20 protein-coding genes and 1 pseudogene are annotated in these 20431 nt (G+C 62.2%); 6 read left to right on the plus strand and 15 right to left on the minus strand.

The features are described 5' to 3' along the window. Positions 1-46 precede the first annotated feature (46 nt). Together tagQ and MF4836_RS11560 are read left to right on the plus strand one after the other, a co-directional pair. Positions 47-985 (plus strand): type VI secretion system-associated lipoprotein TagQ, encoded by a 939-nt coding sequence (tagQ, locus tag MF4836_RS11555; RefSeq protein ID WP_078470444.1) that lies wholly within the window; start codon positions 47-49, stop codon positions 983-985. 138 nt (positions 986-1123) lie between these two features. Further along, positions 1124-1507, plus strand: coding sequence for a helicase (locus tag MF4836_RS11560; RefSeq protein WP_078470445.1), 384 nt, complete (start codon positions 1124-1126; stop codon positions 1505-1507). Positions 1508-1595: 88 nt separating this feature from the next. Here MF4836_RS11560 and MF4836_RS11565 read toward each other — a convergent pair whose 3' ends face one another. From MF4836_RS11565 to exbB, 6 genes are all read right to left on the minus strand, one after another. Then, complete coding sequence (locus MF4836_RS11565) at positions 1596-2996, minus strand: aminoacyl-tRNA deacylase and HDOD domain-containing protein (protein WP_078470446.1); 1401 nt, start codon at positions 2994-2996, stop codon at positions 1596-1598. A gap of 79 nt (positions 2997-3075) precedes the next feature. Beyond that, positions 3076-5151 (minus strand): ATP-dependent DNA helicase RecG, encoded by a 2076-nt coding sequence (gene recG, locus MF4836_RS11570; protein ID WP_078470447.1) that lies wholly within the window; start codon positions 5149-5151, stop codon positions 3076-3078. 9 nt (positions 5152-5160) lie between these two features. Next, positions 5161-6081 (minus strand): hydrogen peroxide-inducible genes activator, encoded by a 921-nt coding sequence (locus tag MF4836_RS11575; RefSeq protein ID WP_020296032.1) that lies wholly within the window; start codon positions 6079-6081, stop codon positions 5161-5163. A gap of 164 nt (positions 6082-6245) precedes the next feature. Continuing rightward, a complete protein-coding gene (locus MF4836_RS11580; RefSeq protein ID WP_078470448.1) occupies positions 6246-6995 on the minus strand; it encodes a TonB family protein in 750 nt (249 codons plus the stop codon). After that, positions 6992-7420 carry a TonB system transport protein ExbD gene (gene exbD, locus MF4836_RS11585; protein WP_020296030.1) on the minus strand — a complete coding sequence of 143 codons (429 nt, stop codon included), beginning with the start codon at positions 7418-7420 and terminating at the stop codon, positions 6992-6994. Before exbD ends, MF4836_RS11580 begins: the two co-directional genes overlap by 4 nt. 6 nt (positions 7421-7426) lie before the next feature. Continuing rightward, positions 7427-8419 (minus strand): tonB-system energizer ExbB, encoded by a 993-nt coding sequence (gene exbB / locus MF4836_RS11590; RefSeq protein WP_078470449.1) that lies wholly within the window; start codon positions 8417-8419, stop codon positions 7427-7429. Positions 8420-8608: 189 nt separating this feature from the next. Here exbB and MF4836_RS11595 point away from each other — a divergent pair, with 189 nt between their 5' ends. Beyond that, a complete protein-coding gene (locus MF4836_RS11595) occupies positions 8609-9460 on the plus strand; it encodes an SDR family oxidoreductase (RefSeq protein WP_078470450.1) in 852 nt (283 codons plus the stop codon). An 88-nt stretch (positions 9461-9548) separates the two neighbouring features. Here the strand turns inward: MF4836_RS11595 and MF4836_RS11600 are convergent, their stop codons facing one another. From MF4836_RS11600 to MF4836_RS11625, 6 genes are all read right to left on the minus strand, one after another. Then, positions 9549-10289, minus strand: a complete 741-nt coding sequence (locus MF4836_RS11600; protein ID WP_078470451.1) for a hypothetical protein — start codon at positions 10287-10289, stop codon at positions 9549-9551. 55 nt (positions 10290-10344) lie between these two features. Further along, positions 10345-10725 carry a RidA family protein gene (locus MF4836_RS11605; RefSeq protein ID WP_003176922.1) on the minus strand — a complete coding sequence of 127 codons (381 nt, stop codon included), beginning with the start codon at positions 10723-10725 and terminating at the stop codon, positions 10345-10347. 39 nt (positions 10726-10764) lie between these two features. Next, positions 10765-12870: a bifunctional GTP diphosphokinase/guanosine-3',5'-bis pyrophosphate 3'-pyrophosphohydrolase gene (gene spoT, locus MF4836_RS11610; protein ID WP_020296026.1), complete on the minus strand. Its 2106-nt coding sequence runs from the start codon at positions 12868-12870 to the stop codon at positions 10765-10767. A 57-nt stretch (positions 12871-12927) separates the two neighbouring features. After that, positions 12928-13191 (minus strand): DNA-directed RNA polymerase subunit omega, encoded by a 264-nt coding sequence (gene rpoZ, locus MF4836_RS11615; protein WP_003177259.1) that lies wholly within the window; start codon positions 13189-13191, stop codon positions 12928-12930. A gap of 168 nt (positions 13192-13359) precedes the next feature. Then, positions 13360-13980 (minus strand): guanylate kinase, encoded by a 621-nt coding sequence (gmk, locus tag MF4836_RS11620; protein ID WP_078470452.1) that lies wholly within the window; start codon positions 13978-13980, stop codon positions 13360-13362. Positions 13981-13992: 12 nt separating this feature from the next. Continuing rightward, positions 13993-14856, minus strand: a complete 864-nt coding sequence (locus tag MF4836_RS11625; RefSeq protein ID WP_078470453.1) for a YicC/YloC family endoribonuclease — start codon at positions 14854-14856, stop codon at positions 13993-13995. 272 nt (positions 14857-15128) lie between these two features. Between MF4836_RS11625 and rph the strand changes: the two genes are divergently transcribed. Both rph and MF4836_RS11635 read left to right on the plus strand, forming a co-directional pair. Then, the gene (gene rph, locus MF4836_RS11630) at positions 15129-15851 is read left to right on the plus strand and encodes a ribonuclease PH (protein WP_020296023.1); all 723 of its coding nucleotides are present in this window, start codon (positions 15129-15131) and stop codon (positions 15849-15851) included. Between the two features lie 33 nt (positions 15852-15884). Beyond that, positions 15885-16253, plus strand: coding sequence for a DUF4870 domain-containing protein (locus MF4836_RS11635; RefSeq protein ID WP_078470454.1), 369 nt, complete (start codon positions 15885-15887; stop codon positions 16251-16253). 61 nt (positions 16254-16314) lie between these two features. Here MF4836_RS11635 and MF4836_RS11640 read toward each other — a convergent pair whose 3' ends face one another. Then, positions 16315-17094 carry an exodeoxyribonuclease III gene (locus tag MF4836_RS11640; protein WP_020296021.1) on the minus strand — a complete coding sequence of 260 codons (780 nt, stop codon included), beginning with the start codon at positions 17092-17094 and terminating at the stop codon, positions 16315-16317. Positions 17095-17176: 82 nt separating this feature from the next. On the opposite strand from MF4836_RS11640, the gene pyrE reads away from it, so the two are divergent. Next, positions 17177-17821, plus strand: a complete 645-nt coding sequence (pyrE, locus tag MF4836_RS11645) for an orotate phosphoribosyltransferase (protein WP_078470455.1) — start codon at positions 17177-17179, stop codon at positions 17819-17821. 94 nt (positions 17822-17915) lie between these two features. On the opposite strand, the gene argB is transcribed toward pyrE, so the two are convergent. Together argB and MF4836_RS11655 are read right to left on the minus strand one after the other, a co-directional pair. Beyond that, a complete protein-coding gene (gene argB / locus MF4836_RS11650; RefSeq protein WP_020296019.1) occupies positions 17916-18821 on the minus strand; it encodes an acetylglutamate kinase in 906 nt (301 codons plus the stop codon). Positions 18822-18845: 24 nt separating this feature from the next. Further along, positions 18846-20249 (minus strand): annotated as a pseudogene (locus tag MF4836_RS11655) (phosphomannomutase/phosphoglucomutase); the annotation flags it as partial. Between the last annotated feature and the right edge of the window lie 182 nt (positions 20250-20431).

Raw genomic sequence — 20431 nt, forward strand, 5'->3', positions numbered from 1 at the left:
GCATGGCGCCGTACCGAGCTGGTCAAACTTAAACGAGAAAACAAACATGCTTTTTTCCCGCAAACCATTTGCTTCAACATCCAAGCGTCACCTGCTGTTGGTTGCCGCCGGATTCAGCACCGTGTTGACCGGCTGTGCCACTTCACCGGTGTCCAAGGTCGCTTCGACGACCAAGGTCGAGTACTACCCGAGCTGCTACGAGCCGGTACAGCACCTGCGTGCCACTGACTCGGACATGACCAAGTCGGTCGTCACCGGCGCTGCCCTGGGCGCAGCCGGCGGTGCACTGCTGGGCGCCCTGACCGGCGATTCGGACAAGCGCGGTCGCAATGCCGCCATCGGTGCCGCTGGCGGCGCCCTGGCCGGTGGTGCTGCGGGTTACTACACCGAGCGCCAGAAGCAGATCAGCGATGACAACCAGCGCATCGGCTCCTACGCCACCGACGTCAACAAGCGCGCGGCCGACATCGACCGCAGCACCGCGTACGCCAAGGCTTCGCAGAGCTGCTATCAGCGCGAGTTCGACAACCTGATCTCGGGTCGCAAGGCCAAGACCATCAACGACACCGAAGGCCGCAAGCGCCTGGCGGAAATCGTTGCCGGCCTGAAAGAGTCCAACGACCTGATCACGGCGGTTAACGGCAAGGCTGGCGAAGACCTGAACAACTACACCCAGGCCTACGAGACAGACCTGCAGCAAGTGGGCGTGCAGCGTACCGACGTGGCCACTGTGGTCGCCGCCGATACCACGACGCTGGTTACCAGCGGCAAGACCAAGATCAAGCAGCCGCCGAAAGTGACCAAGAAGCCACCACTGCCGAAGGTGCCTCAGGAAGCGGTCGCGACCGAGAAGACCCTGCGGGACGCCAAGATCAAGCAGGACGAAAGCGCCAAGGTCGCCAGCACCGGCCAGAGCCAAGTCAACAGCATGTGCAAAAGCCCGGACCTGGGTGACTGGGCACCGGTGCCTTGCCCTAACGTCTGAGTCCGCGATTGTCTGACAAGATGACGCGATAAGTGCTAAACGCCAGTCGATCTCCGGGTAATCACGGAGATCGCTGGCGCTCTTTTACTGAACGGTTAAACTGCCCGGGCCATCTAATAACTACCCGAGGCGCCGTGCATGAAATTTCGTTTTCTTCTGTGGATGCTTGGCCTGTTGATGGGCAAAGCCAGCCGTAACAATGCCGCCTTCCAGCAACAGCTGGGCGACAAGGAGCTGGTGTTCCAGTTGCAGACCCTCGACGGCAAAGTCTCCCGTCACTTCTTCGTCAAGAACCAGCGCATTACCAGCCGTTCCGGCACCTATCCCGATCCTGCCTTCGCCATCGCCTTCAAAGACGCCGCCTACGGCTTCGCGACGATGCAGGCCAAGAACAAGCAACTGGCTTTCATGACCGGGATCCAGGACAAATCGATCCAGATCAAGGGCAACCCCGCGCTGGTGATCTGGTTCCAGGGCCTGACCAAATACCTGAAACCGAAAAAGCCCAAGCCCAAAGCCTGACCTGTAGCCGAGCCTGGCGGCAGCGGCTACAGAGGCAAAAAAAACGCCCCGCACGGGCTGCCGTGCGGGGCGTTTTTGTGGCGGCGGTTCAGGCCTGGCTGAATTGCGACGCCAGTTCCCGCAGCAGCACTTCGGCTTCCAGGACTTTGCTGACCACATCCTCGGCCTTGTCGCGGCTCAGGCCGACGCGTTCGAGCAGGGCGTCGGGAATGTCTTCATCAGGGCCGGAACCGATGCCGCGGCTACGCAGCAGGCGCACCGCCAGGCACACCAGGTTCGGGTATTCGGCGTAGGCGCCGTCGTAGCTCGGGTCGTGCTGGAAGCGCAGGGCTGTGGACAACTCGTCCGGCATGTCCCAGTAGCGCATCAGCCAGGCGCCGATCTGCTCGCGGCTGATGCCCAGCAGGTGCTGCTCGACATAGCTGTGACACAGGTGCGGGTTGACCTCCAGGTGCCGGCAGATCAGCGAGAAGTGCGGCGGGAACACATGGGCCAGCAGCAGATAGCCGAAGTTGTGCAGCAGGCCGGCCAGGTAGGTCAGGCCGGCTTCCGGGCGCTGGGCGCGAGGCATGGCGCGGGTCAGGCCTTCGATCACGGCGGCGGTGTAGATCGACTGCTGCCAGTACGGCGTCGAATGCTGCGGCTGATCCTTGGGCAGGCTCAGCGTTTTACCCAGGGCCAGGCCCAGCGCCAGGTTGATCACCAGGTCAAAGCCCAGCACGCGGACGATGGCGTCTTCCACTGAACGGATCTTGCCGGGCGAAGCGTAGTACGGCGAGGCGGCCCAGCTCACCACCTGGGCAGCCAGGGCCGGGTCGGTCTCGACCACGCCGGTGATGTCGTCGATGGTGGCGTTGGGGTCGACCCGCAGCTTGATGATTTTTTGTGCAGTTTCCGCCAGGGGCGGAATCTCGATGGTGGCTTCCAGGCGCTGCTGGATCCGGCGGGCGGTGAAGGCCTGCATCGCCTGGGTGATTTCCTCGCGGTCATCATCGGGGCGGTCGAGGTTCGGCCGGATGAGGCTCAGGGCTTCGCCGAAATTGCCGGCGCTGGCCTTGCTGAGCATGGTCTTGAAGTCTTCGCGGGTGATTTCCAGGAGCACTCCGGGCTCGCCGGAATTGATCAACACACTGGGTTCGCGCAGCAGGCTCTCTTCGTACAGGCACGGTGAACTGGTGAGGGCCGGCAGGCCTGGCAACAGGCTCAGGCTGTGTTTGCCGAGCATGCGCTCCAGTCGTTCGGTGGACACGGCGGTCAGGCGCCGGCCTGTGAGCTCGGCCAGGCGATTGAGGTCCAGCAACTGGCTCTGCGGGAACAGCACCATGAGCGCGCCGACGGCGTCGTCCAGCAGAACCGCCTGCACCTTGCGCTCGGTCGGAAGACCGGGGCGGTCGAGCACTTCGTTGTAGCTGATGGCCAGCTTGCCCAGCAGCAACCGGATTACAGACGGAGCGTGCGGGGCTTGGTCGGCGAGGGCAACTTCGGTCATGGTCTGTATCCGTTTTCCCAACAATTGGACCAGTATAACCAGCTTGGTTACACCAGCGTTCCATTAACTGAGAGGTGTTTCACACTTGGCCGTATTGCTGGCCGTGACGCAGCCAGCGGTCCAGCAACGGGCTCACATGGTGCGGCCAGCGCTCCAGCAGGGCCTGGGCCGCGTCGCGCACGGCCGGCAACAGGTCGGCATCGCGCATCAGGTCGGCGACCTTGAATTGCAGCAAACCGGTCTGGCGCGTGCCGAGCATCTCGCCGGGACCGCGCAGCTCCAGGTCCTTTTCGGCGATGACGAAGCCGTCGTTGGTTTCCCGCATGATGCCCAGGCGCTGGCGCCCGATCTGTGACAGCGGCGGATGATAGAGCAGCACGCAGTGGCTGGCGGCGCTGCCGCGTCCGACCCGGCCGCGCAACTGGTGCAGCTGGGCCAGGCCCAGGCGTTCGGGGTTTTCGATGATCATCAGGCTGGCATTGGGCACATCGACCCCGACCTCGATCACCGTGGTCGCCACCAGCAACTGCAACGCGCCGGCCTTGAACTGAGCCATGACTTCGGCTTTTTCCGCAGGCTTCATGCGCCCGTGGATCAGGCCCACGCGCAGTTCGCCGAGGGCCGCGGTCAGGTCTTCGTAAGTGGTTTCGGCGGCCTGGCAGGTGAGCTCTTCGGACTCTTCGATCAGGGTGCAGACCCAATACGCCTGGCGCCCTTCGGCGCAGGCGGCACGCACCCGCTCGATGACTTCGACGCGGCGGCTGTCGGTCACCAGCACGGTATTGACCGGGGTGCGCCCGGGGGGCAGTTCGTCGAGGATCGAGGTGTCGAGGTCGGCGTAGGCGCTCATGGCCAGGGTCCGGGGAATCGGCGTGGCCGTCATGATCAACTGGTGCGGGCACATGCGCCCGCCAACGCCTTTCTGGCGCAGGGCCAGGCGCTGCTGCACGCCGAAGCGATGCTGTTCGTCGATGATCACCAGGGCCAGGTTCTTGAACTGCACTTCGTCCTGGAACAGCGCGTGGGTGCCGACCACCATCGGCGCGCCGGCGGCGATCTGTTCCAGGGCGGCGCTGCGGTTCTTGCCCTTGAGCTTGCCGGCCAGCCAGGCGACTTCCAGGCCCAGGGGTTCGAGCCAGCGCTTGAAGGTAATGAAGTGCTGCTCGGCGAGGATCTCGGTCGGCGCCATCAACGCCACCTGATAACCGGCTTCCAGGGCCTGCAGGGCGGCGAGGGCGGCGACCACGGTCTTGCCGGCGCCGACATCGCCTTGGATCAGGCGCAGCATCGGCTCGGGCTGGCTCAGGTCGTAGGCGATTTCCCGGCCCACTCGCTGTTGCGCGCCGGTGGGCGCAAAGCCCAGGTTGCGCAGGTATTTGGCCGGCAGTTTTTTCGCCGGGGGCATGGCCGGTGCGCGCAGCGAGCGCATGCTTTCGCGCAGGCGTTGCTGGGACAGCTGGTGGGTCAGCAGTTCTTCGAACGCCAGGCGATGCTGGGCCCAGTGATGGCCGAGGGCGAGTTCGTCGACATCGGCGTCGGCCGGTGGGTGATGCAGGTAGCGAATCGCATCATCCAGCGGTGCCAGCTGGTAATCGCGCGCCAGCTCCTGCGGCAGCCAGTCGGGCAGGCTGCTCGGGCCTAGTAGGGCCAGGCTCTGCTGGCACAGCTGGCGCAGGCGTTGCTGGGTCAGGCCTTCGGTGAGCGGGTAGATCGGGGTCAGGGTCTGGTCCACCGGAGGCGGCTCATCGCCGCTGATGGCGCGGTATTCCGGGTGGTAAATCTCCAGCCCGGAAGCGCCGGGCCGGGCTTCGCCATAGCAGCGCACGCGTGTGCCGCGTTTCAGGCCGTCTTTCTGCGCATTGCTGAAGTGGTAGAAGCGCAGGCTCAGCCCGCCGGTGCCGTCCTGCAGGCGGACCAGCAGGCTGCGGCGTTTGCCCATGACCACGTCGGCGCCGCTGACGGTGCCTTCGATCACCGCGTCCTGGCCCGGGCGCAGGGCGCCGATGGGCACCACGCGGGTGCGATCCTGGTAACGCAGGGGCAGGTGGAACAGCACGTCCTGGAGGTTTTCCAGGCCGACCTTGGCCAGCTTTTCGGCCATGGCTTCGCCGACGCCCTTGAGTGCCGTGACCGGCACTTTCGACAGCTCAGTCATCGCGACGGCTTAGCTCGCGGCAGGCGGCTTGGCCACCGAGCACAGGCGGATCGAGTCGGCGAGGATCTCGATCGCCTTGGGCCGTGGAAAGCTGGCGCGCCAGGCGATGGCCACGGTGCGAAACGGCACGGGCGGGGTCAGCGGACGCACTTCGATCACGCCGGGGGCGTAATGATGGCTGTCCACCGCCGACAGCGGCAGGATCGAGATCCCCAGGCCGGAGGCAACCATATGGCGAATGGTTTCCAGGGAGCTGGATTCCACCGTGGTGTGCTTGGCGCCGTCGTTGCCCTTGGTCAGGGTGGGGCAGGCTTCGAGCACCTGGTCGCGGAAACAGTGGCCTTCGCCGAGCAGCAGCAGGCTCTTGTCGTTGAGCAGGCTGGCGTCGATGGTGTCCTTCTGGGTCCATGGGTGGCCGGTGGGCATCAGCACATAGAAGGGTTCGTCGTACAGCGGCAGCGTGAGGACGTCGGCCTCATTGAACGGCAGGGCGATGATGATCGCGTCCAATTCGCCGTTGCGCAGCTTGTCACGCAGGACGTGGGTGAAGTTTTCCTCGATGTACAACGGCATCTGCGGCGCGACCCGGTGCAGTTGCGGAATCAGGTGCGGGAACAGGTAGGGGCCGACGGTGTAGATGGCGCCGACCTTCAGCGGGGCGGTCAGCTGGTTCTTGCCGGCCTGGGCCAGTTCGCGAATGCCCTGGGCCTGTTCAAGGACCTTTTGCGCCTGGGCCACGATGCCTTCGCCGACCGGAGTCAGGCGCACCGCGCTTTTGCTGCGCTCGAAAATCAGTACACCGAGCTCGTCTTCAAGTTTTTTCACGCCCACCGACAGGGTCGGCTGGCTGACGTGGCAACGCTCGGCCGCGTGGCCGAAGTGCTGCTCTTGGGCGAGGGTGACGATGTAGCGTAATTCAGTGAGGGTCATAGCGGGCGTCCATGAGGTGCGGGCCAAGCATACCGGCTGCAATCGATAGACGCACGTTATCAGACAGAGGGCGCAGTGCGACACCGGCTAATGCATGTTCGTCGCCGGCGGATATGCAAAAGGCACCTTTCGGTGCCTTTTGCAGGGTGAGCTGGCTGAAGGGATCAGCGGCGCCGTTTCTCCAGGGAGTAAACGAAGGGTGCCACGATCTCGATCGAGCCGTTGTTGAGCATGTCCGACGGCGGCTTGGGCAGCGGCTGGGCCTTGCGGATCATTTCCAGTGTGGCCCGGTCCAGATCGGCGTTGCCCGAGCGTCCCACCAGCTCGTAGGACAGCACATTGCCTTCGGCATCGACCACGAACCGCAGGCGGTTCAGGCCTTCCTTGCCCCGGGACTGCGCGCCTGGCGGGTACTTCTTGTACTTGGCCAGGTGCGCCAGCAGGGTGCCTTGCCAGCTTTCCTTGGCGGCCAATTGCGCAGGCGAAGGGCCCGGTGCCGGTTGCGCGGACTTGTCAGTCTTGGCGTTGGTCGGCGGTGCGTCGCTGGGTTTTTCCTCGCTGGGCTTTTCCTTGGTCGGCTCAGGCGGCTTTTCCACCGGCTTGGGTGGTTGCGGCTGGGGCTTGGGCTTGACCGGCTTGGGCACCGAGATCGTCGGCTTCGGCGCTTCAGCCAGCTTCGGCAGCGGCTGTTCTTCTACCGGAGCCGGTGGCTGCGGTGGCGTTATGACCTTGGGCGGTGCGGGAGGAGGCGGTGCCGGAACCGGCGCCAGCTCGATCATCATCGCCTGGGGTGGCAGTTCGACCGGTTGTGGCGACGACCAATTGAGGGCGAGCAAAATCGCCACCGCATGGACGCCCAGCACCACCGCCAGGCTACCGCTATAACGCGTCAGCTTTTGGCGCGTCGTGATCATTTCTTGGCTGCCGTCTCAAGTCCGACCAGGCCTACCTTCAAGTATCCGGCGGACCGCAGGGTATCCATCACGCTCATCAGGTCGCCGTAGTCCACGCCTTTATCGGCCTGGAAGAAGATCGTGGTGTCCTTTTTGCCTTGAGTCTTGGCATCGAGGGCGCCGCCGAGGGTTTCGGCCTTCACTTCGTCTTCGCCCAGAAACAGGCGCTGGTCGGCCTTGACGCTGAGGAACACCGGCTTTTCAGGGCGCGGTTCAGGCTTGGCAGTGGAGGCCGGGAGGTCGACCTTGATGTCCACAGTGGCCAGGGGTGCCGCCACCATGAAGATGATCAGCAGCACCAGCATCACGTCGATAAACGGCGTGACGTTGATTTCATGGTTCTCGGCGAGATCGTCGTCAGCGCCTTCTTTCAAATGCAAGCCCATGGCTGATTACCCTACTTTGACCACGTGGGGTTGTGTGGAGCGCTCAGTGGTCGGCAGGTGATCGAGATCACGGCTGACCAGCAACAGGACTTCAGCAGAGGCGTCCGACACCTGCGCCTTGTAACCGGCGATGGAGCGGGCGAAGACGTTGTAGATCACTACGGCCGGGATCGCTGCAACCAGGCCCAGGGCCGTGGCCAGCAGGGCTTCGGCGATACCTGGTGCAACCACCGCGAGGTTGGTGGTCTGGGTTTTGGCGATGCCGATAAAGCTGTTCATGATGCCCCACACGGTGCCGAACAGACCGACGAAGGGTGCGGTGGAACCAATGGTTGCCAGCACGCCGGTGCCGCTGCTCATGTTGCGGCCGCAGGCAGCTACCAGGCGCTCAAGGCGGAAGCTCACGCGTTCCTTGATGCCTTCCTTCTCCCGGCTGTTGGCCGACAGGCGCATTTCTTCAAGGGCGTCGTGGACCAGCAGGTTGGCCAGGGTGCCTTCCTTGGTCGCGGTGGCGCTGGCTTCCTTGAGGGTGGTGGCCTTTTTCAGGCTGAGGATTTCACCGCGCAGACGACGCTTGGCGCCCATCAGCTCGAAGCCTTTGGCGATCCAGATGGTCCAGGTGATGATCGAGGCGATGGCCAGGCCGATCATCACGATCTTCACAATGATGTCGGCGTTCTGGTACATGCCCCACGGCGACAGGTCATGGGCCATGCCCAGGGTGTTGTCGGCTTCGAGTACTTCAGGAACGTCTTCTGCAGCTTCGCCTTGGGCCGGGGTCTGGGCCGGGTCGGTGGCGGCCGGAGTCACGACCGGTGCGGCAGGTTCGGCCGGTGCATGGGTGGCGTTCGCGGCTGGCGCGGTGGCCGGTGCCTGTGCGTCGGCGAAGGCTGCGCTCGGTGCCAGTACCAGGCTGAACAACAACGCTGCAACCGCGCTCATGGCGCGCAGCGGGCTTGGGCGTTTGGTTGGCGAAGCGGAGAGTTGATTGGGTGTCATGCTGGCCGGACCTGAGAGAGGAAAGAGGTAAATGTCCTTCTAGGCCTCGCGGGGCCGAGAACAATTTGGGCGCTTATTATTGCAAGTAATTCTTGTTAACAAAAGTAATAGAGTATCTTTTTTTCCTTGATTGCTAGCCGCTCGTCCATCGCCGCGGCTAGTCTTGAGCTTTGCGAACGGAGTTTAGTGATGCCCGCCCTTTCTGTTTTGATCGCCGGTTGTGGTGATGTCGGCAGCCGCCTGGCCAGTCAATTGCTTGTCGAGGGTTGGCAGGTTCATGGCTTGCGCCGCAACGTTTCACGCTTGCCGGACGGGGTCATTGGCGTTGCCGGTGATCTGTTCAACGCCCAATGCCCTCCGACCTGGCCCAGCGCTCCCCTGGATTACCTGGTGTACTGCGCTGCTGCCACCGAGCATGACGAAGCGGGCTATCGCGCCGCCTATGTCGAGGGTCTGCAACACGTGTTGAGCTGGCTCAAGCAGCACGGCCAGCAGCCCAGGCGCCTGCTGTTTGTGTCCAGCAGCAGTGTCTACGGGCAGAAAGACGGCGAATGGGTTGATGAAACCTCAGCCACCGAAGCCAGCGGTTATTCCGGGCGGCTGATGCTGGAGGCGGAGCAAGTGGCGCTGCACAGCGGCATCCCCGCCAGCCTGGTGCGCCTGACCGGCATTTACGGTCCCGGCCGCGAATGGTTGCTGACCCAGGTCCGCCAAGGCTATCGGGTGGCGATCGACCCGCCTTTGTATGGCAATCGGATTCATGCGGATGACGCTGCAGGCTTGCTGGCGTTCCTGATGCAGGCCGATCAGCGCGGAGTGGCGCTGGAAGACTGCTATATCGGCGTCGACGATGCGCCGGCGCCGTTGGCGGAGGTCGTGGGTTGGCTGCGCGAATACCTGGGGGTCACCGAATGGGCCGACGACGCCAGTGTGCGGCGTGCCGGCAGCAAGCGCTGCAGCAACGCCCGGGCTCGGGCGCTGGGCTGGGTGCCGCGTTACTTGAGTTACCGCGAAGGCTACGCGGCAATACTGAAAGGGTGATTCTGTAGCTGCCGCCGAGCCCGCGAGGTTGCGCTGGCCCAGCGCAACGCCGCTATTCCGGCAAAGGCTCAGCGTGCGGCTACAGCCGTTATTGCTTTTCCAGCAGCCACTGACGAGTGCCGGGTGCCAGGGATGGCACTTCATCCGCCTGGGCGGTATTGACCGCCTGGAAGATTTCCAGCTGCTTGTCCTTGCGTACAAAGATCCAGGCGTTGCCCTGGCCATTTTGCTGGAGCCAGAGGTTATCGTTGCCGCCACTCATGGACGCGCAGTCTCCGGCCAGGCACAGGGCGTAACGATCAGCCCCCGGTAGGCCCTGGACCGCGCCGTCGCCCTGGAACTGCACGGTGGAGCCTTCCCCCGGGCCGCTGAGGATTTTCCAGGAGCCGCCCATATACGCCGTATAGAGCGCGCGCTCGAAGTTGGCGCCCAGGGGTGCCCCTTCCGGCGCAGGATCCTTGGGACGGTCGAAGACCTGTTCGGGTTCGTTGTCGTTCGCTGCTTGCAGCAGTTGTTTGCCGTCGCGCTTCAGTTCAGTAGCGGAGCTGCCGTAGAAGTCGACTTTCCAGCTGCCGGCGGGGTCGGCAATGACCTTGCCTTCGGCAATTTCGAAACCGTTGGTGTAGCGGGCCTGGCCGGCGCGGGTGTTGACCTCCCACTCCAGGTTCGGGCCGTAGGCTTGCAGCGCTTCACGCAAAGGGCCGCCCTTGGAGGCCGCGTCGATCGCAACCTGGTTGATCCAGGTGCCGCCGACATCAGTTTTGGCGGGGTCGCTGGCGCAACCGCCGAGCATGACGGCGAGCAGCGAGAAAGCTAGCGCTTTGCGCATGATGAAATCCTTTCAAAGCAAAGTCGGCGCAGCCTGGGACGCTGCGCCGCGGGTGTTACTCGATGACCAGAATGGCATCCATCTCAACCTGCGCACCCTTTGGCAGGGCGGCGACGCCGATGGCGGCGCGGGCAGGGTAAGGCTGTTCGAAGTACTTGCCCATGATCTCGTTGACCTTGGCGAAGTGGCTCAGGTCGGTGAGGAAGATGTTCAGCTTGACGATGTCCTTGAACGAACCGCCGGCGGCTTCGGCAACCGACTTCAGGTTCTCGAACACCTGGACGGTCTGGGCTTCGAAGCCTTCGACCAGTTCCATGGTTTTTGGGTCGAGGGGGATCTGGCCGGACATGTACACGGTGTTGCCAGCCTTGATCGCCTGGGAATAGGTGCCGATGGCAGCAGGCGCTTTGTCGCTGGTGATAACAGTCTTGGTCATTTATGAGTCCTTGTAAGTGACGATGGCTTATGTGAGGCGCTACGCGCGCATGCGGGTGATGCGAATCACCCCGGTCAGGGCGCGGAGTTTCTTGATCACGCGGGCCAGGTGCACGCGGTCGTGCACGCTGACCACCAGTTGGACCACGCTGATGCGACCATCGCGTTCATCCATGCTGATTTTCTCGATATTGCCGTCGGCGGCGTTGACGCTACTGGCCAACAAGGCAATCAGGCCACGCTGGTGTTCCAGCTCGACCCGCAGTTCGACGTTGAATTCGCCGGTGACATCCTTGGCCCACGAGAGCTGGATGCATTTTTCCGGGTTGTGGCGGATTTCGCTGATATTGCGGCAGTTGTCCAGGTGCACCACCATCCCCTTGCCGGCGGACAGGTGGCCGACGATCGGGTCGCCCGGGATCGGCGTGCAGCACTTGGCGTAGCTCAGCACCAGGCCCTCTGTGCCGCGAATCGCCAGCGGGCCTTCCGGGCTTGGCAACTGTTCGCCCTCGCCGAGCAGGCGGCGGGCCACCACATAGGCCATGCGATTGCCCAGGCCGATGTCTTCGAGCAGATCTTCGATCAGTTCCAGGCGGTATTCGTGGAGCATCGCCTGGATGCGTTCGGCCGGGATCTTTTCCAGCGAACTGTCGAAACCGTTGAGCACCTTGTTCAGCAGGCGCTCACCGAGGCTGATGGATTCGGAGCGGCGCTGCAGCTTCAGGGCGTGGCGAATATGGGTGCGGGCCTTGCCGGTGACCACGAAGTTGAGCCAGGCCGGATTCGGCCGGGCGCCAGGGGCACTGACGATCTCCACCGTGGAGCCGCTTTGCAGCGGTTCGGACAGCGGTGCGAGACGGCGGTTGATGCGGCAGGCAATGCAGCTGTTGCCGACGTCGGTGTGCACCGCGTAGGCGAAGTCGACGGCCGTGGAGCCTTTGGGCAGCTCCATGATCCGGCCTTTGGGCGTGAACACGTAGACCTCGTCCGGAAACAGGTCGATCTTCACGCTTTCGATGAATTCCAGGGAGTTGCCAGCGCGTTGCTGCATCTCCAGTACACCCTTGACCCATTGGCGGGCGCGGGCGTGGGTGCCTTTTGGCTGCTCGTCGCCACTGGATTTGTACAGCCAGTGCGCGGCGATGCCGTTGTTGGCCATCTCTTCCATTTCCCGGGTGCGGATCTGGATCTCGATCGGCACGCCGTGCATACCGAACAGGGTGGTATGCAGCGATTGGTAGCCGTTGGCCTTGGGAATCGCGATGTAGTCCTTGAAGCGTCCCGGCAGCGGTTTGTACAAATTATGTACAGCGCCCAGCACGCGATAGCAGGTGTCTACCTTGTCGACGATGATGCGGAACGCGTAGACGTCCATGATCTCGTTGAAGGCCCGACGCTTGCCGCGCATCTTCTTGTAGATGCCGTAGAGGTGTTTCTGCCGGCCGCTGACCTCACCCTGGATACCGTCGATGGCCAGGCAGTGACTGAGGGATTCTTCGATCTTGTTGACGATTTCCTTGCGGTTGCCCCGGGCGCGCTTGACGGCCTGATAGATCCGCGCGGAACGCATCGGGTGCATGGCCTTGAAACCAAGGTCTTCGAATTCGATGCGGATGGCATGCATGCCCAGCCGGTTGGCGATGGGGGCATAGATTTCCAGGGTTTCCTTGGCGATGCGCCGGCGCTTTTCGCCGGACAGCACTTCCAGGGTCCGCATGTTATGCAGGCGGTCGGCCAGCTTGACCAGGATCACGCGAATGTCGCGGGCCATGGCCATGGCCATTTTCTGGAAGTTTTCAGCCTGGGCTTCGGCCTTGGTCTCGAAGTTCATCTGGGTCAGTTTGCTGACCCCGTCGACCAGTTCGGCCACGGTTTCGCCGAACTGCGCTGAAAGCGCTTCCTTGGCAATACCGGTGTCTTCAATCACGTCATGCAGCATGGCCGCCATCAGGCTCTGATGGTCCATATGCATGTCGGCAAGAATATTCGCCACCGCCAATGGGTGCGTGACGTACGCCTCGCCGCTGCGGCGGCGTTGGCCGTCGTGGGCTTGTTCGGCGTAGAAATACGCTCGGCGGACCAGGTTGACCTGGTCCGTGCCGAGATAGGTCGATAAGCGATCGGCGAGGGCGTCTATGCTCGGCATGCTGACTCCTGCCGTAAGCTGTATTCCCGCGCCGTGCTACGTCGACCAGGCATAGGCTTAGACGGCCTCGTTGGACTCGTCCTCGAACGCTGCGAACAGCGGTTCGTCTTCAACGATCTCAGCGTTGGCAATGAACTCGTAGCTCATCAGGCCTTCGGCAATTTCACGCAGGGCTACAACGGTAGGCTTGTCGTTTTCCCACTGAACCAAGGGCTCTTTGCCGCCGGTGGCCAGTTGACGGGCACGCTTGGTAGAGAGCATGACCAGCTCAAAGCGGTTTTCCACGTGTTCTAGGCAGTCTTCAACGGTTACGCGGGCCATGGTATTCCTCGGAGCGAATGCAATATGCGCGCTGCCCGGTTGGGCGAGCGGACTCAACAGTTTAAAAAATCACCAGCGATTAGGGAAGCGCTGATTTTTTGACCAGGCCCTGCAACGCGCTGCAAGTGCCAATGTAAAGCGCTTGCAGCGGTTTTGGGAAGTGCTGTTTTAGCCCAGCAATTCAGCGAGCAATTTGCCAAAACGCTGCTGCTGACGCTTTTGATGCAGCTGATTGGCCCGGAAAATCGCCTTCAGGTCCGCCAGCGCATGGGCAAAATCATCGTTGATGATCAAATAGTCATAATCGACGTAGTGGCTCATTTCGCTGACCGCTTCGCGCATCCGCCCGTCGATGATCTCGTCACTGTCCTGGCCGCGGTTGGTCAGGCGCTGGTGCAAGGCCTCAAGGGACGGCGGCAGGATGAAGATCGAGCGGGCTTGCGGCATCAATTTGCGCACTTGCTCGGCGCCCTGCCAGTCGATCTCCAGAATCAGGTCATGGCCCGCATCCAGGGTTTGCTGCAGGTGGCTTTGCGAGGTGCCGTAGAGGTTGCCGAATACTTCGGCACGCTCGAGGAAGTCCCCATGCTCGCCCATCTTCACGAACGCTTCGCGGGAGACGAAGTGATAGTTCACGCCGTTCACTTCACCGGGGCGCATGGCCCGGGTGGTGTGGGAGACCGAGACACGGATCTCCTGGTTGGCGTCGGTCAGGGCCTTGACCAGGCTGCTCTTGCCCGCGCCCGAAGGGGCGGAAATGATGTACAGGGTGCCGGTGCTGTGGGTCATGTGGGGGTAGCCTTACTCAATATTCTGTACTTGTTCGCGCATCTGCTCGATCAACACTTTGAGGTTGACCGCAGCCTGGGTGCTGCGCGGGTCGAAGGCCTTGGAGCCCAGTGTGTTGGCTTCGCGGTTGAGCTCCTGCATCAGGAAGTCCAGGCGCCGACCGGCGGCGCCACCGGACTTCAGCACGCGGCGTACTTCGATGATGTGGGTGCTCAGGCGGTCCAGTTCTTCAGCGACGTCGCTCTTTTGCGCAAGCATCACCATTTCCTGCTCCAGGCGCGTCGGGTCGAGCTCGGCCTGCATGTCGGCGAAGCGGTCGAGGACCTTCTGGCGCTGGGTCGCGAGCATTTGCGGCACCAGTTCGCGCAGTGTCACCACGTCTTCCTCGATCGAGGTCAGGCGCTCGTTGATCAGGCGGGCAAGCTCCGAGCCTTCGCGTTCGCGGCCGCCCTTGAGTTCCTTGAGGCCCTGCTTGAACAATTCCAGGGCCTCGGAATTCAGTGCCTGTGGATCGGTTGCGTCAGCCACCAGCACGCCGGGCCAGGCCAGGACTTCCAGGGGGTTGAGCGGGGCAGGCTGCTTGATCAGGCTTGCCACCGATTCGGCTGCGGCCACCAGTTGCGCGGCCCGTTCGCGATCCACTTGCAGGGGTTTGCCGGTGGTTTCTTCGGTAAAGCGCAGGGTGCATTCAAGCTTGCCGCGGGACAAACCCTGGCGCAGCGCTTCACGAACCGCGCCTTCGAGGTCGCGAAAGGACTCCGGCAGGCGCAGGTGCGGTTCCAGGTAGCGGCTGTTGACCGAGCGCAGTTCCCAGCTCAGGGTGCCCTGAGTGCCGGCCCGTTCGACCCGGGCGAAGGCGGTCATGCTGTGCACCATGGAGGTACCTCCGATTCAGGTCTGGCACCAACCGCAATAGGGTTGGGCGGGCCCGATAGATATGAATTAAAGCCGACAGGCTGCGAAGGCGCAGGATTGTAGCGCAGTGCGGCGAAAGCCCCCAACCGTGGCGGTGACAAAGGGTTGCGGCGGGGCGCTGGAGCCTTCGTGCAGAGCCTTTGGTCCGCCTCTGGATTTTTTAGAACTGCCCAGGCGCGGCCGCGGGCTCTATAATGTTCGGCAGTTTTCCGTCCCCGTACAGGTGTTCCCCTATGAAACGTCCAAGTGGTCGCGCTGCCGATCAGCTCCGCTCGATCCGCATCACCCGCAACTACACCAAACACGCCGAGGGATCTGTACTGGTCGAGTTCGGTGATACCAAGGTTATCTGCACGGTCAGCGTCGAGAACGGCGTGCCGCGCTTCCTCAAGGGCCAGGGCCAGGGTTGGTTGACCGCCGAGTACGGCATGTTGCCGCGTGCTACCGGCGAGCGTAACCAGCGTGAAGCCAGCCGTGGCAAGCAGGGCGGCCGCACCCTGGAAATCCAGCGCCTGATCGGCCGCTCCCTGCGCGCCGCGCTGGACATGTCCAAGCTGGGTGACGTGACCCTGTACGTCGACTGCGACGTGATCCAGGCTGACGGCGGCACCCGTACCGCGTCGATCACCGGCGCCATGGTGGCCTTGGTCGATGCGCTGAAAGTGATCAAGAAGCGTGGCGGCCTCAAAGGCGGCGACCCGCTCAAGCAAATGATCGCTGCGGTGTCGGTGGGCATGTATCAGGGCGAGCCTGTGCTGGACCTGGACTACCTGGAAGACTCGGCTGCCGAGACTGACCTCAACGTGGTGATGACCAGCACCGGTGGTTTCATTGAAGTCCAGGGCACTGCCGAAGGCGCACCGTTCCAGCCTGAAGACCTGAATGCAATGCTGGAGCTGGCGAAGAAAGGCATGAGCGAGATTTTTGAACTGCAGCAGGCGGCCCTGGCCGACTGATTGCGCTACGGACGACCCGCCAAGGAGAACGCCATGAGTGACGACCAGCTTCCGCTGCCTACGCCGAGCCATGAGGTTCGGCAGTGGGCAATGTTTTGTCATCTGTCTGCCTTGCTGGGGATCTGGGTGCCGTTCGGTACCCTGATCGGTCCGTTGATTCTGTGGCAGATCAAGCGCGAATCCGACCCGTTCATCGACGCTCAGGGCAAGGAGGCGCTGAATTTCCAGATCACCGTCGCCATTGCCTCGGCTATCTGCTTCCTGTTGATGCTGGTAATCATCGGCTTCTTCTTGTTCGGGTTGCTGGCGATCGGCGCCTTGGTGCTGACGATCATTGGCGGGGTCAAGGCGGGGGAAGGGGTACCGTATCGCTATCCGTTCACCTGGCGCTTGATCAAGTAAAACCGCCGCGCACAAAAAAGCCGACACTGATGTCGGCTTTTTTGTGGCTGCGAAACGACGCTTAGATAGTCAGCGTCCAGTCGTAGTCCACGATCAGCGGTGCGTGCTGCGAGAAGCGTGGCTGACGCGGCAGGCGTGCGCTGCGCACGAAGCGACGCAGGCCCGGGGTCAGCAGTTGATAGTCGAAACGCCAACCCAGGTTGAGCATCTCGGCCTGTTCGTTGTCCGGCCACCAGCTGTACTGATCGCCTTCACGGCTGACTTCGCGCAAGGCGTCGACATAACCCATGGTGCCGACAATCTCGTCCATCCAGGCACGCTCAGGCGCCAGGAAGCCCGGGGATTGCTGGCTGTCACGCCAGTTCTTGATATCCAGCTTCTGTTGCGCAACGTAGAGCGAGCCACAATAGATGTACTCGCGACGTTTGCGCCGCTGTTTATCCAGATAACGGGCGAAGTCGTCCATTAGCTTGAACTTCTGGTTCAAGTCTTCATCGCCGTTCTGCCCCGAAGGAAGCAGCAAGGTCGCGATGCTGACCTTATCGAAATCGGCTTGCAGGTAGCGCCCGTAGCGATCGGCTGTCTCGAAGCCGAGGCCGCTGATGACCGCCTTAGGTTGCAACCGCGAATACAAAGCCACGCCACCTTGGGCGGGGACTTCAGCATCGCAGGCATAAAGGAAGTAGCCATCCAGTTGGAAGGCTGGGTCGTCCAGTTCAAAGGCGGAGGCGCGGGTGTCCTGCAGGCAGATGACGTCGGCATTCTGGGCCTGCAGCCAACTGAGCAAACCACGCTCGACTGCAGCCTGAATACCATTGACGTTCACACTGATGATCCGCATAAATGGCCCCAAAAATCACGTGCGTGTATGATACCCGAGGTCTACCTAATTAGCTAAATCCGTGGTATCTGGGGCTTTTTTCATGCAAGCGTATCAGCGCGATTTCATTCGTTTTGCCATCGATCGCGGGGTTTTGCGCTTCGGTGAGTTCACCCTGAAGTCCGGGCGCACCAGTCCTTACTTCTTCAATGCAGGGCTGTTCAACTCGGGTTCCGCCCTGGCGCAGCTGGGTCGTTTTTATGCGGCCGCCATCGTTGAAAGCGGTATTTCCTTCGACGTGCTGTTCGGTCCGGCGTACAAGGGCATTCCCCTGGCCGCCGCCACAGCCGTGGCCCTGGCTGAACATCATGGGCAGGATCTGCCCTGGTGCTTCAACCGCAAGGAGGCCAAGGCCCACGGTGAAGGCGGCAGCCTGGTGGGCGCGCCGCTCAAGGGCGATGTGCTGATCATCGACGACGTGATCACCGCCGGTACGGCGATTCGCGAAGTGATGCAGATCATTGCGTCCCAGGAAGGTGCCAAGGCCGCTGGCGTGCTGATCGCGCTCAATCGCCAGGAGCGCGGCAACGGTGAATTGTCGGCCATCCAGGAAGTGGAGCGTGACTTCGGGATTCCGGTGGTCAGCATCGTGTCGCTGAACCAGGTGTTGCAGTTCCTGGAAGATGATCCGCAGCTCAAGCAGCATTTACCAGCGGTCAAGGCGTATCGCGAGCAGTTCGGCGTCTGATTCGCGACTGCTAGGCCGTACGGCGGGAGCCAGCGCCCTCGCTACAATAAAAAAGCCCCGCTCAACCAGGTTGAGCGGGGCTTTTTTTCAGCGCTTAAGGGCGCTTGCGATTGCTGATCAGGGTACCCACACCGGTATCGGTGAAGATTTCCAGCAGGATCGCATTTGGAACCCGGCCATCCAGGATCAACGAGCTGCCAACCCCGCCTTGCACCGCTTCCAGCGCGCAACGGATCTTCGGCAGCATGCCGCCGTAGATGGTGCCGTCGGCGATCAGGTCATCCACTTGCTGGGTTGTCAGGCCGGTCAAGACCTTGCCTTCCTTGTCCATCAAGCCGGCGATGTTGGTGAGCAGCATCAGCTTCTCGGCCTTCAGCGCCTCGGCCACCTTGCCGGCCACCAGGTCGGCGTTGATGTTGTAGGACTCGCCGTTGGCACCGACGCCGATGGGCGCAATCACCGGAATGAAGTCGCCTTTCACCAGCAGGTTCAGCAGGTCGGTGTTGATGCCGATCACTTCGCCCACCTGGCCGATGTCGATGATTTCCGGCTGGGTCATCTCCGGCGTCTTGCGGGTCACGGTGAGTTTTTTCGCGCGAATCAGCTCGGCGTCCTTGCCGGTCAGACCAATGGCGCTGCCGCCGTGACGGTTGATCAGGTTGACGATGTCTTTGTTCACCTGGCCGCCGAGGACCATCTCCACCACGTCCATGGTCTGGGCGTCGGTAACGCGCATGCCGTCGATAAAGTGGCTCTCGATGGACAGGCGCTTGAGCAGGTCACCGATTTGCGGGCCGCCACCGTGTACCACCACCGGGTTGATCCCAACGGCTTTCATCAACACGATGTCACGGGCGAAACCGGTCTTGAGCTCTTCGCTCTCCATAGCGTTGCCGCCGTATTTGATCACCAGCGTCTTGCCGACATAGCGGCGAATGTAAGGCAGCGCTTCGGATAGAACCTTGGCGGTGTTGGCGGCGGCATCGCGTTCGAGGGTCATTCAGGGCTCCGGTGTTTCAGAAAATCAGAACGGTAGTTGGAGATCGGGTGCAACACGTTTCAATTGGACGTGGAACACATCCTTGATGCGCTGCAGCTCGGCTTCGTTGTCGGCCTCGAAACGCAGCACCAGCACCGGCGTGGTGTTGGAGGCGCGGACCAGGCCCCAGCCTTTGGCGTAATCGACTCGCACCCCGTCAATGGTGGTCAGGTTGGCGCCTTCGCCCCACTGCGCGTCGTGCAGAGCATCAATGATGCTGAATTTGCTCTCTTCGGTCACATGGATATTGATTTCCGGCGTCGAAATATCGTTCGGGAAGGTCGCGAACAGCTCTTCGGCGCTGGATGGCTCCTTGCTGAGGATCTCCAGCAGGCGCGCGGCACTGTAAATCCCGTCGTCAAAACCGAACCAGCGCTCCTTGAAGAAGATATGCCCGCTCATTTCGCCGGCCAACAGGGCGCCGGTTTGTTTCATCTTCTTTTTGATCAACGAGTGGCCGGTCTTCCACATTAGCGGCTTGCCGCCGTATTCCTTGATCAGCGGGGTCAGGCGGCGGGTGCATTTGACGTCGAAGATGATTTCCGCGCCCGGGTTGCGCGCCACTACATCCTTGGCGAACAGCATCAGCAGGCGGTCCGGGAAGACGATGCTACCGGTGTTGGTCACCACGCCGACGCGGTCGCCGTCGCCGTCGAAGGCCAGGCCCAGGTCGGCTTTGGTTTCCTTGACCTTGGCGATCAGGTCCACCAGGTTTTCAGGCTTGCCCGGGTCCGGGTGGTGATTGGGGAAGTTGCCGTCGACCTCGCAGAACAGCGGGATGACTTCGCAGTTCAGGGCTTCGATCAACTGCGGGGCAATGACCCCGGCCGCGCCGTTGCCGCAATCGACCACCACTTTCAGGCGGCGGGCCAGTTTCACATCGCGGGTAATCTCGTCGCTGTAGCGCTCAAGGATCTGCACCCGGGTGATGCTGCCCTTGCCGCTGCTCAGGTTGTTGTCCTTCAGGCGTTGGTGCAGGGCCTGGATCTGTTCATTGGCCAGGGTGTCGCCGGCAATGACGATTTTGAAGCCGTTGTAGTTCGACGGGTTGTGGCTGCCGGTGAGCATGACCCCGGACTTGCCGGCCAGTACGTTGGCGGCGTAGTACAGCGCCGGAGTGGGCACCAGGCCGACGTCGCTGACGTGGCAGCCGCTGTCCGCCAGGCCTTTGATCAGTTGCTCCACCAGCTCCGGACCGGAGAGACGGCCGTCGCGGCCAACGGAAACGTCAGGTTCACCCTGAGCCAGGCTCTGGGCGCCAATGGCGCGGCCGAGCCAGTAAGCGGTTTCAGCGTTCAAAAACTCCGGGACGGTGCCGCGAATGTCGTAGGCGCGAAAGATGCTATCGGGAAAGCTCGGTGCGACTGGGGCCGGGTTGCTCATCGGGGTTGCTCCATTTCAAAAGGGGGCGGGACAGGCCGGGCCAGGGTGGGCCGGCAGGCTCAAACTGAAGGGTATGACGGCGTTTTTGCCATTGGGTTCATGGTGCAAAAATGCCATCGTCGGCGATTCAGCCTGCTTTTGAGGGTCTAATGCCTTGATTTGGGGAGGGAAACCCACGAAGGCGCTTT

The sequence above is a fragment of the Pseudomonas sp. MF4836 genome (genome assembly GCF_002018875.1).
Taxonomy (GTDB): Bacteria; Pseudomonadota; Gammaproteobacteria; order Pseudomonadales; family Pseudomonadaceae; genus Aquipseudomonas.

What these genes read in the sequence shown, in the direction of transcription:
- argB (WP_020296019.1), bottom strand. Translation starts at nt 18,821, where the DNA reads ATGACCCTCGAACGCGATGCCGCCGCCAACACCGCCAAGGTTCTATCC.
- MF4836_RS11580 (WP_078470448.1), bottom strand. Translation starts at nt 6,995, where the DNA reads ATGATCACGACGCGCCAAAAGCTGACGCGTTATAGCGGTAGCCTGGCG.
- MF4836_RS11605 (WP_003176922.1), bottom strand. Translation starts at nt 10,725, where the DNA reads ATGACCAAGACTGTTATCACCAGCGACAAAGCGCCTGCTGCCATCGGC.
- recG (WP_078470447.1), bottom strand. Translation starts at nt 5,151, where the DNA reads ATGACTGAGCTGTCGAAAGTGCCGGTCACGGCACTCAAGGGCGTCGGC.
- tagQ (WP_078470444.1), top strand. Translation starts at nt 47, where the DNA reads ATGCTTTTTTCCCGCAAACCATTTGCTTCAACATCCAAGCGTCACCTG.
- rph (WP_020296023.1), top strand. Translation starts at nt 15,129, where the DNA reads ATGAAACGTCCAAGTGGTCGCGCTGCCGATCAGCTCCGCTCGATCCGC.
- MF4836_RS11565 (WP_078470446.1), bottom strand. Translation starts at nt 2,996, where the DNA reads ATGACCGAAGTTGCCCTCGCCGACCAAGCCCCGCACGCTCCGTCTGTA.
- MF4836_RS11600 (WP_078470451.1), bottom strand. Translation starts at nt 10,289, where the DNA reads ATGCGCAAAGCGCTAGCTTTCTCGCTGCTCGCCGTCATGCTCGGCGGT.
- MF4836_RS11560 (WP_078470445.1), top strand. Translation starts at nt 1,124, where the DNA reads ATGAAATTTCGTTTTCTTCTGTGGATGCTTGGCCTGTTGATGGGCAAA.
- MF4836_RS11625 (WP_078470453.1), bottom strand. Translation starts at nt 14,856, where the DNA reads ATGGTGCACAGCATGACCGCCTTCGCCCGGGTCGAACGGGCCGGCACT.
- MF4836_RS11595 (WP_078470450.1), top strand. Translation starts at nt 8,609, where the DNA reads ATGCCCGCCCTTTCTGTTTTGATCGCCGGTTGTGGTGATGTCGGCAGC.
- MF4836_RS11640 (WP_020296021.1), bottom strand. Translation starts at nt 17,094, where the DNA reads ATGCGGATCATCAGTGTGAACGTCAATGGTATTCAGGCTGCAGTCGAG.
- rpoZ (WP_003177259.1), bottom strand. Translation starts at nt 13,191, where the DNA reads ATGGCCCGCGTAACCGTTGAAGACTGCCTAGAACACGTGGAAAACCGC.
- exbB (WP_078470449.1), bottom strand. Translation starts at nt 8,419, where the DNA reads ATGACACCCAATCAACTCTCCGCTTCGCCAACCAAACGCCCAAGCCCG.
- MF4836_RS11635 (WP_078470454.1), top strand. Translation starts at nt 15,885, where the DNA reads ATGAGTGACGACCAGCTTCCGCTGCCTACGCCGAGCCATGAGGTTCGG.
- pyrE (WP_078470455.1), top strand. Translation starts at nt 17,177, where the DNA reads ATGCAAGCGTATCAGCGCGATTTCATTCGTTTTGCCATCGATCGCGGG.
- gmk (WP_078470452.1), bottom strand. Translation starts at nt 13,980, where the DNA reads ATGACCCACAGCACCGGCACCCTGTACATCATTTCCGCCCCTTCGGGC.
- exbD (WP_020296030.1), bottom strand. Translation starts at nt 7,420, where the DNA reads ATGGGCTTGCATTTGAAAGAAGGCGCTGACGACGATCTCGCCGAGAAC.
- spoT (WP_020296026.1), bottom strand. Translation starts at nt 12,870, where the DNA reads ATGCCGAGCATAGACGCCCTCGCCGATCGCTTATCGACCTATCTCGGC.
- MF4836_RS11575 (WP_020296032.1), bottom strand. Translation starts at nt 6,081, where the DNA reads ATGACCCTCACTGAATTACGCTACATCGTCACCCTCGCCCAAGAGCAG.